Origin of the sequence: Frigidibacter sp., assembly GCF_030695035.1 — a bacterium.
Classification (GTDB): domain Bacteria; phylum Pseudomonadota; class Alphaproteobacteria; order Rhodobacterales; family Rhodobacteraceae; genus Frigidibacter.
Window position 1 is genome coordinate 186,423 of the sequence record NZ_JAUYTT010000010.1, and the last position, 16,021, is coordinate 202,443.

Below are 16,021 nucleotides of genomic sequence, written 5' to 3' on the forward strand. Positions count from 1 at the left end.
TCTTGGCGCCGGCGGCTCAGGCGTTCTTAGCTGCGCACGCCCGAAAACCGCTTCTCCCAGTCCTCCCGCTCTTCGTCGGTGATCTTGCGGAACAGGTTGTCGGGCGTGGTGAAGGCATGGCCCGCAGGTAGGGTTTCCAGCGCCGCGGCCACATTGCCGGGCCAGCTGCGGTCGGTGGTGCCCATGGCTTCCAGCATCACCGCGGCGGCGTCGGGGATGAAGGGTTCGGACAGCACTGCGTAAAGCCGCACGAGGTTCAGCGACAGCCGCACCATCGCCGCCGCCCGCTCCGGTTCAGTCTTGACCACGGTCCAGGGCGCGGCCGATTGCAGGTATTCGTTGCCGGCGGCCCAGATGGCGCGCAGCTCGGCCGCGGCCTTGCGCACTTCCATTGCTTCCATGTGCGACTCGTAAGCTCGCACGCGGATCTCCAGCTCGGCGACCAGTGCCGCAGCGCGCTCGCCGGTCTCGCCGCCCTCGGGCACCACCTCGCCGTATTTCGAGCGGCAGAACTTGGTGATGCGGCTGACGAAATTGCCCAGAACGTCGGCGAGATCCTTGTTCACCGAGGCCTGGAAATTCTCCCAGGTGAACTCGCTGTCGCTGCTTTCGGGGGCGTGGCTCAGCAGCCACCAGCGCCAATAGTCCGGCGGCAGGATCGACAGCGCCTGATCCATGAACACGCCGCGGCCCTGGCTGGTCGAGAACTGGCCGCCATCATAGTTCAGGTAGTTGAAGGACTTGATGTAATCGACCAGCTTCCACGGCTCGCGCGAACCCATGATCGTGGCGGGGAAGCTGAGCGTGTGGAAGGGCACGTTGTCCTTGCCCATGAATTGCACATAGCGAACATCTTCGGCGCCCTTGTCGGTGCGCCACCAGCGTTCCCAGTCCTTATCCGACTTGTCCGTTGCATCGGCCCATTCGGCGGTCGCGGCGATATATTCGATGGGTGCGTCGAACCAGACGTAGAAGACCTTGCCCTCCATCCCCGGCCATTCGGCGTCGCCCTTCTTGACCGGCACGCCCCAATGCAGGTCGCGGGTGATGCCGCGGTCCTGCAGGCCGTCGCCGTCATGCAGCCATTTGCGGGCGATGGAGGTGGTCAGCAGCGGCCAGTCGGTCTGCGCGTCGATCCAGGCATCGATCTCGCCCTTCAGCAGCGACTGGCGCAGGTAGAGATGCTTGGTCTCGCGCACTTCCAGATCGGTGGAGCCGGAGATGGCTGAGCGCGGGTTGATCAGGTCGGTCGGGTCCAGCTGCTTGGTGCAGTTCTCGCACTGGTCGCCGCGGGCGCGGTCGTATCCGCAGTTCGGGCAGGTGCCCTCGATATAGCGGTCGGGCAGGAAGCGGCCATCGGCGATGGAATAGACCTGCTTTTCCGAATGCTCCTCGATGAAGCCATTCTCGGCCAGCTTGCCGGCGAAATGCTGGGTCAGCGCCCGGTTGCGGGCGCTGGAGGAGCGGCCGTAATGGTCGAAGGACAGCCGGAAGCCGCGGGCGAGGTCGGCCTGCACCTCATGCATCCGGGCGCAATAGGCGTCCACCGCCTCGCCGGTCTTGGCGGCGGCGAGCTCGGCCGGTGTGCCATGTTCGTCGGTGGCGCAGATGAACATCACCTCATGATCGCGGGCGCGCATGTAGCGGGCATAGAGGTCGGCCGGCAGCTGGCTGCCGACGAGGTTGCCCAGATGCTTGATGCCGTTGATGTAGGGCAGTGCCGAGGTGATCAGAATCCGTGCCATTGCCGCGCCTATCCTTTGGTGTCGCTGCGCGATTTACAGGCGTTGCGCGGGAAGGGCCAGAGGGTTGCGCGGCAAAGGGCCACGGCACACGCGCTGCAGGGGGCCGATTGCGACCATGTGATGTCGCAGGCGGGCGGGGAATTTTCGCAGGCCCGTTGAAAACTCCGCCACAACCGGGTTCACTGGGCCGGAGCAATGGGGGCAGACATGCGCTATTCCGGGCTGAAGGTGATTGCCGAAGGGCTGCGGGGCAACCGCGGCTGGAAGCCGGTCTGGCGCGAGCCCGATCCGAAGCCCGAATATGACATGCTGATCATCGGCGGCGGCGGGCATGGGCTGTCGACGGCCTATTACCTCGCCAGGAACCACGGCATCCGCAACATCGCGGTGCTGGAGAAGGGCTATCTGGGCGGCGGCAATATCGGGCGCAACACCACCATCGTGCGGGCCAACTACTTCCTGCCGGGCAATTCCGAATTCTACAGCCACTCGCTGAAGCTGTGGGAGGGGCTGGAGGCGGAGCTGAACTACAACGTGATGCACAGCCAGCGCGGGCTGATCAACCTCTTCCACTCCGACGGGCAGCGCGACGCCTTCGCCCGGCGCGGCAATGCGATGATCACCCAAGGGGACGATGCCGAGCTGCTGGACCGCGACGGGGTGCGGGCCTTGCTGCCCTATCTCGATTTCGACAACACCCGCTTCCCGGTCTATGGCGGGCTGCTGCACCGGCGCGGCGGCACCGCCCGGCATGATGCGGTGGCCTGGGGCTATGCGCGCGGGGCGGACCGGCGGGGCGTGGACCTGATCCAGAACTGCGAGGTGACGGGGATCGACATCTCTGCCGGGCGCGTCACCGGCGTGCAAACCACCCGCGGCGCGATCCGGGCCAAGAAGGTGGGGATCGTCGTTGCCGGGCGCTCCAGCCAGGTGGCGGCGATGGCCGGGCTGCGGCTGCCGATCGAGAGCCATATCCTGCAGGCCTTCGTGACCGAGGGGCTGAAGCCGGTAATCGACCACGTCATCAGCTTCGGCATGGGGCATTTCTACATCAGCCAGTCGGACAAGGGGGGCCTCGTCTTCGGCGGCGATCTCGATTTCTACGCAAGCTATGCCGCGCGGGGCAACCTGCCGATGGTGGAGCATGTGATGGAGGCAGGGATGACGCTGATGCCCATGATCGGCCGGGCGAAGGTTCTGCGCAGCTGGGGCGGGATCATGGACATGTCGCCCGATGGCAGCCCGGTCATCGACCGCACGCCGGTCGAGGGGCTCTATATCGACTGCGGCTGGAACTATGGCGGGTTCAAGGCGGTGCCGGCATCCGGCTGGTGCATGGCGCATCTGATGGCGACCGATCACCCGCATGAGGTGGCGCGGCGCTTCCGGCTGGACCGCTTTGCCACAGGGCACCTGCTGGACGAAGAAGGCACCGGCAGCCAGCACAACCTGCATTGAGGGACTGACCAGATGCGCATCACCTGCCCCCTCTGCGGCGACCGCGACCGGCGCGAGTTCACCTATTACGGCGCCGCCGACTATCTGGACCGTCCCGGCATGGAGGCCCCGGCCGAGGAGTGGGACGCCTACCTGCACCTGCGCGACAACCCCGCCGGGGCGCTGCGCGACCTGTGGTATCACGAGATGGGCTGCGCCGCCTGGCTGGTGGTGAACCGCGATACCGTCAGCCACGCAGTGCTGTCGGTGCGGCTGGTGACCGATGCGCAGGCCGAGGGGGGCAAGGCATGAGGATCGATGGCAAGGGGCTGATCGACCGCTCCACCCCGCTGGGGTTCCGCTTTGACGGGCGCGAGTTCGTGGGGTTCGAGGGCGATACGCTGGCTTCGGCGCTGATGGCCTCGGGCGTGCGGATGGTCGGGCGCAGCTTCAAGTATCACCGCCCGCGCGGGATCTGGTCGGCGGGCAGCGAAGAGCCGAATGCGCTGGTGACGGTGGGGCAGGGCGCGGACCGCACGCCCAATACCCGCGCGACGGTGCAGGAGGTGTTCGCGGGGCTGGAGGCGAGCAGCCAGAACCGCTGGCCGAGCCTGAACTTCGACATGCTGGCGGTGAACGACCTGTTTGCACCCTTCCTGGGGGCGGGGTTCTACTACAAGACCTTCATGTGGCCCCGGGCCTTCTGGGAGCGGGTCTATGAGCCTGCGATCCGCCGCGCGGCGGGGCTGGGGGCGCTGTCCGGGGAGAGCGACACGGCGCATTCCGAAAAGGCCTTTGCCTATTGCGATCTGCTGGTGATCGGCGCGGGGCCTGCGGGCCTGATGGCGGCGCTGGCGGCCGCCCGGGCCGGGGCCGACGTGATCCTGGCCGATGAGGATGCGCGGATGGGCGGGCGGCTGCTGGCCGAGACGCAGGAAGTGGATGGCAAGCCCGGCCCGGTCTGGGTGGCCGAGGTGCTGGCGGAACTGGCCTTGCTGAAGGTGCGGCTGATGCCGCGCACCACGGTGACCGGCGCCTATGACGGCGGCACCTTTGGCGCGCTGGAGCGGGTGGGGCTGCATCTGGCGCAGCGCCCCGAAGCGCTGCCGCGAGAGTGCTTCTGGCGGATCGTGGCCAGGCGCTCGATCCTGGCGACGGGCGCGCTGGAGCGGGGCATCGCCTTCCCGGCCAATGACCGGCCGGGGATCATGGCGGCGGGGGCGGTGCGTGCCTATGTCAACCGCTGGGGCGTCGCGCCGGGGCGGCGGGTCGCGGTGTTCGGCAACAATGACAATGCCCACCAGACCGCGCGCGATCTGGTCGCGGCGGGGGTGGAGGTCGCGGCGCTGATCGACGTGCGGCCGGGCGTTCGGGTGGCGGGAGAGTTCCCGGTGCTTGCCGGGGCGCGGGTGATCGCCACCCGTGGTCGCCGCGGCCTGCGGGAGATCACGGTGCAGACCGATACCGGGCCAGAGCGGATCGCGGCCGATTGCCTTGCCGTCTCAGGCGGCTGGAACCCGGCGCTGCATCTGACCTGCCATATGGGCGGGCGGCCGTTCTGGCGTGAAGAGATCGCCGCCTTCGTGCCGCCGGTTCCGGGCAAACCGGGATCGGTGCCGGGGATGGTGGCTTGCGGGGCCGCGGCGGGCGAGTTCTCCACTTCTGCCGCCTTGGCCGGGGGGCTGGCCGCTGCGCGCGAGGTGGTCGAGGGCCTCGGCCTGACTCCGGTCGATCATCCGCTGCCGGTGGCCGAGGATGGCGGCTACGTCATCCGCCCCTATTGGGAGGTGCCGGGAGAGCGAAACCGCGCCTGGCTCGACCTTGCCAATGACGTGACCAGCAAGGATGTGCGGCTGGCGGCCAAGGAGGGCTTTGCCAGCGTCGAGCATATGAAGCGCTACACCACGCAAGGGATGGCGCCGGATCAGGGCAAGACCTCCAGCGTGGCGGCGCTGGCGGTGCTGGCCGATGCGACCGGGCGCAGCATCCCGGGCACCGGCACCACCACATTCCGGCCGCCCTATACCCCCGTCTCCATCGCCGCGATGGGCGCGGGCGGGCGGGCCGAGGGGTTCGCGCCGCAGCGCCTGACCACCTCGGACAAGGCCAGCCGCGACCGCGGCGCGCCGATGATCGAGGCGGGGCTGTGGTATCGCCCCAGCTATTTCCCCCGCCCCGGCGAGGCGACGTGGCGCGAGTCTTGTGACCGCGAGGTGCTGGCGGTGCGGGCCAAGGTGGGCGTCTGCGACGTATCCACCCTTGGCAAGATCGACGTGCAAGGCGCTGATGCGGCTCGGTTTCTGGATTTCGTCTATACCAATGCCATGTCGACGCTGGCGGTGGGCCGCACCCGCTATGGCCTGATGCTGCGCGAGGATGGGATGGTGCTGGACGATGGCACCTGCGCGCGGCTGGGGGCGCAGCACTTCGTGGTGACGACCACCACCGCGGCCGCCGGGCTGGTGATGCGGCACATGGAGTTCGTGGCGCAGGCCTTCTGCGGCGACTGGGACGTGCGGCTGATCTCGGTCACCGAAAGCTGGGCGCAGTTCGCGGTGGCGGGGCCGCTGTCGCGGCGGTTGCTGGACGGCATTCTGGCCGGGCCGCTGGATGACGCGAGTTTCCCGTTCATGGGTTGCGGGGCGGTTACCGTGCACGGCGTCGCGGGCCGCCTGTTCCGCATCAGCTTTTCGGGCGAGCATGCCTATGAAATCGCGGTGCCCGCCCGCTTTGGCGATGCGCTGTGGCGCGATCTGGTGGCACGGGCCGAGGCGATGGGGGGCTGCGCCTATGGGATGGAGGCGCTGAATGTGCTGCGGATCGAGAAGGGGTTCATCACCCATGCAGAGATCCACGGCCGCGTCACCGCCTTCGATATCGGCCTGCAGGGGATGCTGAGCAGCAAGAAGGATTTCATCGGCCGTGCCGCCGCGCAGCGCCCCGGCCTGACCGGCCGGGCACGTGAGCAGCTGGTGGGCCTGCGCCCGGTCGATCCGGGGCGGATGCTGACCGCGGGGGCGCATCTGTTTCCGCCGGGGGCGGACCTGACGCCCGCGAACGATCAGGGCTATGTCACCTCGGCCTGCTGGTCGCCGGTGCTGAAGGGCGCGCTTGGCCTTGGCTTCCTGCAGGACGGCCGGGCGCGCACGGGTGAGATGGTGCGGCTGGTCGATCACCTCCGCGATGTCGATCTGCTGTGCGAAGTGGCGCATCCGGTGTTCCTTGATCCCGAAGGAGGGCGCGCGCGTGGCTAGCCTCATCGACAAATCCCCCTGCGAGGATCTGCTGCCGGTTATCAGTCCGGGCATCACCCCCGGCGCGCAGCTGACCGAGGCGCAGCCCGGCCCCGTCACCTCCGTCGCGCCGTTCAAGGGCCGGCAGGCGGCCACGGCGCGGGCGCTGGCGGCGGACGGGCTTGGCTGGCCCGAGGTGGGCCGGGCGGTGGTGGCGCCTGCGGGCCGGTGCCTTTGGGCCGGGCGGGGCGTGGCCTTTGTCACCGGCCTCGTGCCGCAGGGGCTGGAGGATCTGGCGGCTCTGACCGATCAGTCCGATGGCTGGGCGGTGCTGCGGCTGGAGGGGGCGCAGGCGGAGGCGGTGCTGGCGCGGCTCTGCCCGCTCGACCTGCGGCTGGCGGAGTTTGCGCCGGGGCATGTCGCGCGCGCGCCGCTGGGGCACATGATGGCGATCTTGCACCGCAGCGGGGCCGAAGCCTTTGAAATCTGGGTGTTCCGGTCGATGGCTGGCACCGCGGTGCATGAGCTGGCGGTGGCGATGCAGGCGGTGGCCGCGCGCGGCTGACCCGTCACCCATCTTGACAACGATCTGGACTTGTGTGCGCACCGGCCCGATATAGGAAGGCATGAGTCTTCCCCCGGGTTTCCTTGATGAGTTGCGCACCCGCACGACGCTGTCCCGCGTCGTCGGCCGCAAGGTCATGTGGGACAACCGCAAGTCCAATCAGGCCAAGGGCGACTGGTGGGCGCCGTGCCCCTTCCATCAGGAAAAATCGGCCAGCTTCCATGTCGATGACCGCAAGGGGTACTATTACTGCTTCGGTTGCCACGCGAAGGGCGACGCGCTGAGCTTCCTGCGCGAGACCGAGAATATGGGCTTCATGGAGGCGGTGGAGGCGCTGGCGCGCGAGGCGGGGATGACGATGCCCGCGCGCGATCCGCAGGCCGCGCAACGGGCCGACCGCCGCACCCAGCTGGCCGAGGTGATGGACGAGGCGGTGAAGTGGTACCGGCTGCAACTGCGCACCGGGGCCGCGGCAGCGGCGCGCGACTATCTGGCGAAGCGCAAGCTGGGCGAGGCTGGGCAGGAGCGGTTCGGGATCGGCTTTGCGCCCGACACGCGGCAGGGGCTGTTCCAGGCGCTGACGGCCAAGGGCATCGCGACGGACCTGCTGGTCGATGCCGGGCTCTGTGCCAAGCCCGACGATGGCGGCGCGCCCTATGACCGGTTCCGCGGCCGGATCATCTTTCCGATCCGCGATGCGCGCGGCCGCGCGATCAGCCTTGGCGGGCGGGCGATGGACCCGAATGCCCGGGCCAAATACCTCAACGGGCCCGAGACGGAGCTGTTCGACAAGGGCCGAAACCTCTACAACCACGGCCCGGCGCGCGAGGCGGTGGCCAAGGGCGCGCCGCTGGTGGTGGCCGAGGGCTACATGGACGTGATCGCGCTGGCCGAGGCCGGCTTTGGCGGCGCGGTGGCGCCGCTTGGCACCGCGATCACCGAGACGCAGCTGCAGATGCTGTGGCGCATCTCCTCCGAGCCCATCGTGGCGCTGGACGGCGACAAGGCCGGCATCCGCGCCGCGCAGCGGGTCATGGACCTCGCGCTGCCGCTGCTGGAGGCGGGGCAGGGGCTGCGCTTCGTGATATTGCCCGAGGGGCAGGACCCCGATGACCTGATCCGCGCCCAGGGTGCCGGCGCGATGCAGAAGCTGCTGGAGGGCGCGCGCCCGATGGTGGACCTGCTCTGGCAGCGCGAGACCGAAGGGCGCAGCTTCGACAGCCCCGAACGGCGCGCGGCGTTGGAGAAGACCTTCAACGAGGTGACGCACAAGATCCGCGATACCTCGATCCGCTCGCATTACGAGCAGGAGTTGAAGCGCCTGCAACGCGACCTGTTCGGCACCAACTGGCAGCGCCCGCCAAAGGCGTGGCAGGCGGCCGGCCCGGGCGGCCAAGCGCGATTCGGCGGCAAGTTCGTGCCCTTCGAGGTAGGCGCCTATTCGGTGACGCGGGCGACGGTGTTGGCCTCTGCCGGGCAGTCCGACCCCGAGGATCTGCTGCGCGAGGCGATGATCCTGGCGATCTGCGCCACGCATCCGGCCTGCATCACCCGCTTCGAAAGCCAGCTGGAAACCGTGCAGTTCAGCGGCGAGGGGCATGATGCGCTGCGGCTGTTGCTGCTGAATCTGAGCCACGATGCGGGCCCCGATTTCCGTGAACGACTTATGACAGAAGCGGGCGATGCGGTTGAAAAGCTGCTTTCGCTGCCCCATGTGTCCATCGCCCCGCCCGTTCGCAATGCAGGCGACCCCGACCTCGCCCTGATGTGCCTGGCCGAGGAGCTGGCGAAACTGGAAGCAAGGCGCGGTGCGCGGGCCGAGATCGAGGATGCGATGGAGGACCTCGCAGGGCTCGCCGACGAAGGCGTGACCTGGCGGCTGACCCAGGCGGCCAGCGCCCGCCACCGCGCCGAGAGATCGAATCTGGACGATGCGAAGGACATGGGCGAGGACCGGGCGGCGCTGTCAGCGCATCTGCAAAGCCTGATCGACAAGGAAATCTGGCGAAAGAACCGCAGCTGACCGCTTCGCCGCTTATGTGACTGCCCCTGTGACTCGCTCACTTGATTCGCTAAGAGAGTCGGACATGATTCGTGGATCGCGCCGCGAATCGCCAGTTTTGCTGATGTCCGCCGTGACGATGCCCCGCGCCGACGCCTATGAGGAGCCCCCATGGCCGCAAAAGACACCGACGACGTGAAGCCCGACGAGCAGGACGGCGATCATTCGCTCGACATGAGCCAGGCTGCCGTCAAACGGATGATCGCGGACGCGCGTGAGCGCGGCTACATCACATATGACCAGCTGAACGCGGTGCTGCCGCCGGAACAGGCATCCTCGGAGCAGATCGAGGACGTCATGTCGATGCTGTCCGAGATGGGCATCAACGTCATCGAGAATGACGAGGCCGAAGAGGGCGAGACCGGCGGCGCGGTTGTCGACGCTTCCTCGGGCTCGCGCGAGCTTGCCGTTTCCACCACCAATGCCGAAGCGCTGGACCGTACCGATGACCCGGTGCGCATGTATCTGCGCGAGATGGGCTCGGTTGAACTGCTCAGCCGCGAGGGCGAGATCGCCATCGCCAAGCGGATCGAGGCCGGCCGCAACACGATGATCGCGGGCCTGTGCGAAAGCCCGCTGACCTTCCAGGCGATCACCATCTGGCGCGACGAGCTTCTGTCGGAAGATATCCTCCTGCGCGACGTGATCGACCTCGAGGCCACCTTCGGCCGCTCGCTCGACGGCGAGGAAGATCTGGACGAGCCGGTGGTGGGCGAGGTCGATATCTCTGCTGCCCCGAAGAAGCCCGCCAGCGACGAGCCCGAGCTCGATGCCGACGGCAACCCGATCCTGCAGGCCGAAGATGACGACGAGGATGACGAAGCCTCGGCGATGTCGCTGGCAGCGATGGAAGCGGCGCTGAAGCCCAAGGTTCTGGAAACGCTGGAAGTCATCGCGCGCGACTACACCACGCTGGCCGAGATGCAGGACCTGCGGATGTCGGCCACGCTGAACGAGGACGGCACCTTCTCGGCCGCAGAGGAAGCCGCCTATCAGAAGCTGCGGTCGGAAATCGTGCTGCTGGTCAACGCCCTGCACCTGCACAACAACCGGATCGAAGCGCTGATCGACCAGCTTTACGGCATCAACCGCAAGATCATGTCCATCGACTCGGCCATGGTGAAGCTGGCCGATGCCGCGCGGATCAACCGCCGCGAATTCATCGACGAGTATCGCGGATACGAGCTGGACCCGGTCTGGCTCGACCGGATGGCGGCCAAGGCTGGCCGCGGCTGGCAATCGCTGATCGAGAAGAGCCGTGACAAGGTCGAGGATCTGCGTGCCGATATGGCCCAGGTCGGCCAATATGTCGGCGTCGACATCACCGAATTCCGCCGGATCGTGAACCAGGTCCAGAAGGGCGAGAAGGAGGCGCGGCAGGCCAAGAAGGAAATGGTCGAGGCCAACCTGCGTCTGGTCATCTCCATCGCCAAGAAATACACGAACCGCGGGCTGCAATTCCTTGATCTTATTCAGGAAGGCAATATCGGCCTGATGAAGGCCGTCGACAAGTTCGAGTATCGCCGCGGCTACAAGTTCTCGACCTATGCCACCTGGTGGATCCGTCAGGCGATCACCCGCTCCATCGCCGATCAGGCGCGCACCATCCGTATCCCGGTGCACATGATCGAGACGATCAACAAGCTGGTCCGCACCGGCCGCCAGATGCTGCACGAGATCGGCCGCGAGCCGACGCCCGAAGAGCTGGCCGAAAAGCTGCAGATGCCGCTGGAAAAGGTCCGCAAGGTGATGAAGATCGCCAAGGAACCGATTTCGCTGGAAACGCCCATCGGCGACGAGGAAGACAGCCAGCTTGGCGACTTCATCGAGGACAAGAACGCGATCCTGCCGCTGGATTCTGCCATTCAGGAGAACCTGAAGGAAACCACGACCCGGGTTCTGGCCAGCCTCACCCCCCGCGAGGAACGGGTTCTGCGGATGCGCTTTGGCATCGGCATGAACACCGACCACACGCTGGAAGAGGTCGGCCAGCAGTTCTCGGTGACGCGGGAACGGATCCGCCAGATCGAGGCGAAGGCGCTGCGCAAGCTGAAGCACCCGAGCCGGAGCCGGAAGCTGCGGAGTTTCCTGGATCAGTGAGTGCAGTAGCGCGACCGCCCATCACCAAAGTTGGTGCCTTGGAAAGGCAAATCGAAGCCGCGGTTTTTCTGATATTAAAGGGGTTTCCCCCAGAGCCAATTCATACGCTGATTGGTGCATGTAGGGGGATTTTGGATGGGCTGCACAAGAACACACCCAACAAGTTCTTGGCAGAGTGGAACGAAAAGATTCTCTCGCGGGTTGTGCCAGGCCGCGAGAGAGATTGGCTATTCTACCAGAACAGAGTCGCCAACTTCCTCAAGCATGCTGATAGAGACCCGGAAGGCGTTATCGAGGGTGTAAATTTGGTCGCTCTGAATGATATTGAGCTCCAGATCTGTATACTGGCGTACTGGGAAGTAAAGCGACCCTTGCATGTCCGCATTGCTATCGGCCTTTTTTATTGCGGGCTTCAGAATGAGAAGTGGTTCAATTTTTCCGGTTTCTTATCGGACGTTGGGTTGGATCCAAATATGCTCGATAAGTATCGCGGCCAGAATCTTGAAGATCGTAACCGGTTGATGCTGGACGCGTTCGAAATGTCTGTTGCCAATGATAGAGGGTGGGGTTGACTGACGACCGTCTAGCGCCTCCTTGACTTCCTGTACGCAATCGCGTACACCCCTCCCATGAAAACCCTCTCCTCCACCGATCTTCGCGCCAATCTGTCCACCGTCATGGACCGCGTGAACGACGACCATGAGCCGGTCATCGTCACCCGCGCCACCGGCAAGCCCGTGGTCATGGTCAGCCTTGAGGACTGGGCGAGCATGGATGAGACGGCCTATCTTCTGACCAGCCCGGAAAACGCCCGGCGCTTGCGCGAAGGGGTGGCGGCTCTGAACCGGGGCGAGGCCGGCCCGCGTGACCTGATCGACGAATGACCCTGACCTTCTGGGACAAGGCCTGGGACGATTACCTTTATTGGCAGGCCACCGACAAGGCGACGCTCCGCAAGATCAATGCGCTGATCAAGGAATGCCTGCGCCACCCGTTCGAGGGCACCGGCAAGCCCGAACCGCTGAAGGGTGATCTTGCGGGCTTCTGGTCGCGGCGGATCGACCGTGAACACCGGCTGGTCTATCGCGCCACGGCCGGGACGCTGGAAATCCTGCAATGCCGCTATCACTACGGCGCTTGAGTCTTCGCGGCCACACCCCGCCCCCTGCATCTTGTGGCCACCGAAACCCTCTACCCAACGAATCGCGTCCCCCCTATAGTGCTGGAAACAATATCGTCAGCACGACGAGGGAGAGATGCCATGCGCTGCCCGTTTTGCGGCAATGTCGATACCCAGGTGAAAGACAGCCGCCCGGCCGAGGACCATGTCGCCATTCGGCGGCGGCGGTTCTGCCCGGCCTGCGGGGGGCGCTTCACCACCTATGAACGGGTCCAGCTGCGCGACCTCGTGGTCATCAAGACCAGCGGCAAGCGCGAGGAATTCGATCGGACCAAGCTGGAACGCTCGATCCGCATCGCCATGCAGAAGCGTCCGATCGATCCCGAGCGGATCGACCAGATGATTTCCGGCATCGTGCGGCGGCTCGAAAGCCTCGGTGAGACCGACATCCCCTCCAAGGCCATCGGCGAGATCGTGATGGAGACGCTGGCGCGGATCGACACCGTTGCCTATGTGCGCTTTGCCAGCGTTTACAAGAACTTCCAGGCCGCGGACGATTTCGACAAGTTCGTTTCCGAACTGCGCCCCACCGGCGCTGCGGAAGAGTGACAGCCGAAGACGACCGCCGCTTCATGGCGCTGGCGATCGCGCTCGGCGCGCGGGGGCTGGGGCGGGTCTGGCCAAACCCTGCAGTCGGCTGCGTGATCGTGCAGGGCGGCCGCATCCTCGGCCGCGGCTGGACGCAAGAGGGCGGGCGCCCCCATGCGGAAACCGTCGCTTTGGCGCAGGCCGGCGCGGCCGCCCGCGGTGCCACCGCCTATGTCAGCCTCGAGCCCTGTTCACACCACGGCAGGACCCCGCCCTGCGCCGATGCACTGGTCTCGGCGGGCATCGCCCGGGTGGTGTCGGCGCTGGAAGATCCAGATCCGCGCGTCGCGGGCCGCGGCCATGCCCGGCTGCGCGCGGCGGGGATCGAGGTCACGACCGGCGTGATGGCGGCAGAGGCGGCTGCGCTGCAGGCCGGGTTCCTCAGCCGCATCCGCCTTGGGCGGCCGATGGTCACGCTGAAGCTCGCCACAAGTTTTGACGGCCGCATCGCCACCGCCTCGGGCGAAAGCCGCTGGATCACCGGGCCGGAGGCGCGGCATCTGGTTCATGCGATGCGCGCCCGGCATGATGCGGTGCTGGTCGGCGGCGGCACCTTGCGCGCCGATGATCCCATGCTGACGGTGCGCGGGATGGGCACGGTCCGGCAGCCGGTGCGGATCGTGGCTTCGGCCGGGCTGAACCTGCCGCTGGGGCGGCTGGCGGCTTCGGCGCGCGACATTCCGGTGTGGCTGCTGCATGGCGAGGGCGCGCCTAGGGAGGCGCGGGCCGCGTGGGAATCGGCTGGCGCGCGACTGCTGCAGGTGGCGCAAAGCGGCGCGGGCCTTGATCCCGCGGCTATGCTGCTGGCCCTGGGGCAACAGGGCCTGACCCGGGTCTTCTGCGAGGGCGGCGGCCGGCTTGCCGCGTCGCTGCTGGCGGCGGGGCTGGTGGATGAGGTGATCGGCTTCACTGCCGGGCTGGCACTGGGGGCGGGGGGGCTGCCATCACTCGGGGCGCTGCCGGAGGGCGCATTGGCCGAGGCCCCCCGGTTCACGTTGATCGAGACGCGCGCGGTGGGCGGAGATGTCTTGCACCGCTGGCGGCGGGTCTAACGCCAGAACCTTGACTGCGAGGCGAAGGCCCCCTGCAGCTTCGCCAGTGCCCGGTTGGCGGCGCCCGGATGCGGCACGGTGCCGCTTGCCAGCCGCTCGGCCACCACCTCGGGCGGGCAGGGCAGGCCGGTCACCGGATCGGTGTAGCGCGGATAGGCAATCAGCGCGGCATGGGCGAGCTGCAGCAGCGTTACCCGCGTCTGCCGACGGGCGGGGACCGGGCCAAGATCGGTCGTCAGACCCCAACCGGCATAGAAGGGCGCGCCGAGGCAGGTAACGAGCAGTCCCCGCAGCAGCGCCTCGAACCCCAGCAGCGAGGTCATGGTCCAGACCTCGGCCACCTCCGCCAGCAGCGCGGCGGGATCGCCACGCCGGACCACCGCATCGGCTAGGTCCCGCAGGTCGGCCTCCGCCACCGCGCCGGGGCGCAGACCGGCCTCGACATCGGGATGTGGCTTGAAAATAACCACAGCGCCCGGGTTCTTGGCCCGCACAAGTTGCAAAAGGTCAAGGTTGTGCCGTACCTCTCCGCCCCCGCGGAGGATCGAGGCGTCATCCTCCACCTGCCCCGGCACCAGAATCCGGTGCCCCTCGGGCAGGGGGGGCAGCGCGCCGCCTAGGTTGTATTTCGTCACCCCTGCCCGGATCAGGCCCGCCACCAGATCCTCGGCCCGGCGCAGGCCGCCGGGGGGAGGGGGCGCGGCGATCAGTCGTTCCAGCAGGCTCTCGCGGCTGGGATCGTAATAGATCCCCAGCGGGTCGGTCACCAGCGAGAGCGGCGGCACCAGCTCGGCGCCAAGCCCGCGCGAGCGCAGGAAGCCGTCCTCGACGCGGGCGAGGCGCAGACACTCGGCTGCCTCGACCAACGCCGGCGTCTCCTTGCCGGCCCAGACCAGCAGACCGCGGCCGGACTGCCGGGCCTTGGCCGCGGCGCGCGCTGGGTCGTTCTCGAAGACCAGCCGCACCTCGCGCCCGAACACCTTTTGCAGCGGTGCGCGCTTCCACAGCCTCATGCCCACCGCGACATGGCCATGCCGGTCTTCGCGGAAGGCGCGCGTTTCGGCCTCCATCTGATCCACCGCCTGCTCGAAACTGCACAGCTTGCCGCGGCAGGGGTCATACCAGACCGGCGCGAGGACCATCGCGGCCGCGAACAACTGTACCTTGGTCAGCTTGCGCTGGCGGCGGGGAACGGGGTTTTCGTCCCCGGTCAGGCCCCAGCCTGCATAGAAGGGCTGCCCGAACACCCGCGGCCGGTGCCCGGCCAGGATCGCCTCGAACCCCATCTGCGAGGAAACGGTATAGACCGCCACCGCCCCCTCCAGCAGCGCCCAGGGCGAGACGGGATCTGTCAGCAGGGTGATGCGGCCCCCCGCATCCTCCGGCCCGTAATGCCCCGGCCGGTGGCCGGCATGGGTCTCGGGGTGCGACTTGATGACGATCCGCGCCCCGGGATGTTCCTCCTGCGCGAAGACCAGCATCTCGCGGAACACAGACTCCCGCGCTCCGCCCAAGCGGATCGAGGCATCGCCGCGCGTCTGGTCGATGACAAGCACATAGCCGGGATCTGGTGGCGGCAGCGCAGGGTCAAAATTGTTGTATTTCGACAAGTTTAGGGCTTTCAGCCGCCCCATCCCATCCCTTGCGCGTTGCAAAAGATGTGCATCATCGAGCGGATGCCGGGCCAGCATCACCTCGAGCGCCGAGGGTGCGGCGCTGGCATAATGCGCGCCGCCGGTCTCGTCGATCAGCAGACCCAAGGGCGGCTCACACCGGCTGCGCCCGGGGTGGACCGACCGCAGGAAGGCGTCCTCGATCCGCACCAGCGGCACTCCACGCCGGGTCGCCACCGCCTCGCCTCGCGCCGCCGTCGGGCTGTGGCCCCAGACCGCCACTGCGTCGCCGGAGCTGGGGCCGGGCAGGCCAAGCGACAGTCGCCAGCCCGCCGCCGCCAGCATGTGCCGCAGCCGGCCCTGGGTCAGAAACCCACTGCTGTAGAAGAAAAGCCGCCGGGGATCGCTCCCGGCGGCTTGTGGTTCGGAAAGGCTCATCGCGGGCG

Annotated in this window: 13 protein-coding genes; 11 read left to right on the top strand and 2 right to left on the bottom strand. The window is 67.3% G+C overall.

What is annotated here, in order from left to right:
- Positions 1 to 26: 26 nt before the first annotated feature.
- Positions 27 to 1,745 (bottom strand): methionine--tRNA ligase, encoded by a 1,719-nt coding sequence (metG, locus tag Q8S30_RS10010; RefSeq protein WP_305665881.1) that lies wholly within the window; start codon positions 1,743 to 1,745, stop codon positions 27 to 29.
- A 207-nt stretch (positions 1,746 to 1,952) separates the two neighbouring features.
- On the opposite strand from metG, the gene Q8S30_RS10015 reads away from it, so the two are divergent.
- From Q8S30_RS10015 to ribD, 11 genes are all read left to right on the top strand, one after another.
- On the top strand, positions 1,953 to 3,203 hold the full coding sequence (locus tag Q8S30_RS10015) for a sarcosine oxidase subunit beta family protein (protein ID WP_305665882.1): 1,251 nt from the start codon (positions 1,953 to 1,955) through the stop codon (positions 3,201 to 3,203).
- A 12-nt stretch (positions 3,204 to 3,215) separates the two neighbouring features.
- A complete protein-coding gene (locus Q8S30_RS10020) occupies positions 3,216 to 3,494 on the top strand; it encodes a sarcosine oxidase subunit delta (protein ID WP_305665883.1) in 279 nt (92 codons plus the stop codon).
- Complete coding sequence (locus tag Q8S30_RS10025) at positions 3,491 to 6,436, top strand: sarcosine oxidase subunit alpha family protein (RefSeq protein ID WP_305665884.1); 2,946 nt, start codon at positions 3,491 to 3,493, stop codon at positions 6,434 to 6,436. Before Q8S30_RS10020 ends, Q8S30_RS10025 begins: the two co-directional genes overlap by 4 nt.
- Entirely contained in the window at positions 6,429 to 6,980 is a 552-nt protein-coding gene (locus tag Q8S30_RS10030) for a sarcosine oxidase subunit gamma (protein WP_305665885.1), read from the top strand. The genes Q8S30_RS10025 and Q8S30_RS10030 overlap by 8 nt, the downstream gene beginning before the upstream one ends.
- 61 nt (positions 6,981 to 7,041) lie before the next feature.
- Positions 7,042 to 9,003 (top strand): DNA primase, encoded by a 1,962-nt coding sequence (gene dnaG / locus Q8S30_RS10035; RefSeq protein ID WP_305665886.1) that lies wholly within the window; start codon positions 7,042 to 7,044, stop codon positions 9,001 to 9,003.
- A 150-nt stretch (positions 9,004 to 9,153) separates the two neighbouring features.
- On the top strand, positions 9,154 to 11,142 hold the full coding sequence (gene rpoD, locus Q8S30_RS10040) for an RNA polymerase sigma factor RpoD (protein ID WP_305665887.1): 1,989 nt from the start codon (positions 9,154 to 9,156) through the stop codon (positions 11,140 to 11,142).
- Complete coding sequence (locus Q8S30_RS10045) at positions 11,139 to 11,714, top strand: hypothetical protein (RefSeq protein ID WP_305665888.1); 576 nt, start codon at positions 11,139 to 11,141, stop codon at positions 11,712 to 11,714. The genes rpoD and Q8S30_RS10045 overlap by 4 nt, the downstream gene beginning before the upstream one ends.
- Positions 11,715 to 11,771: 57 nt before the next feature.
- Positions 11,772 to 12,026, top strand: a complete 255-nt coding sequence (locus tag Q8S30_RS10050) for a type II toxin-antitoxin system Phd/YefM family antitoxin (protein ID WP_305665889.1) — start codon at positions 11,772 to 11,774, stop codon at positions 12,024 to 12,026.
- Entirely contained in the window at positions 12,023 to 12,283 is a 261-nt protein-coding gene (locus tag Q8S30_RS10055) for a Txe/YoeB family addiction module toxin (protein WP_066814406.1), read from the top strand. The genes Q8S30_RS10050 and Q8S30_RS10055 overlap by 4 nt, the downstream gene beginning before the upstream one ends.
- Positions 12,284 to 12,403: 120 nt before the next feature.
- Complete coding sequence (gene nrdR / locus Q8S30_RS10060) at positions 12,404 to 12,871, top strand: transcriptional regulator NrdR (RefSeq protein ID WP_305665890.1); 468 nt, start codon at positions 12,404 to 12,406, stop codon at positions 12,869 to 12,871.
- A complete protein-coding gene (gene ribD / locus Q8S30_RS10065) occupies positions 12,868 to 13,962 on the top strand; it encodes a bifunctional diaminohydroxyphosphoribosylaminopyrimidine deaminase/5-amino-6-(5-phosphoribosylamino)uracil reductase RibD (RefSeq protein ID WP_305665891.1) in 1,095 nt (364 codons plus the stop codon). The genes nrdR and ribD overlap by 4 nt, the downstream gene beginning before the upstream one ends.
- Here the strand turns inward: ribD and Q8S30_RS10070 are convergent.
- A complete protein-coding gene (locus Q8S30_RS10070) occupies positions 13,959 to 16,013 on the bottom strand; it encodes a capsular polysaccharide biosynthesis protein (RefSeq protein WP_305665892.1) in 2,055 nt (684 codons plus the stop codon). The genes ribD and Q8S30_RS10070 overlap by 4 nt on opposite strands.
- Positions 16,014 to 16,021: the final 8 nt, after the last annotated feature.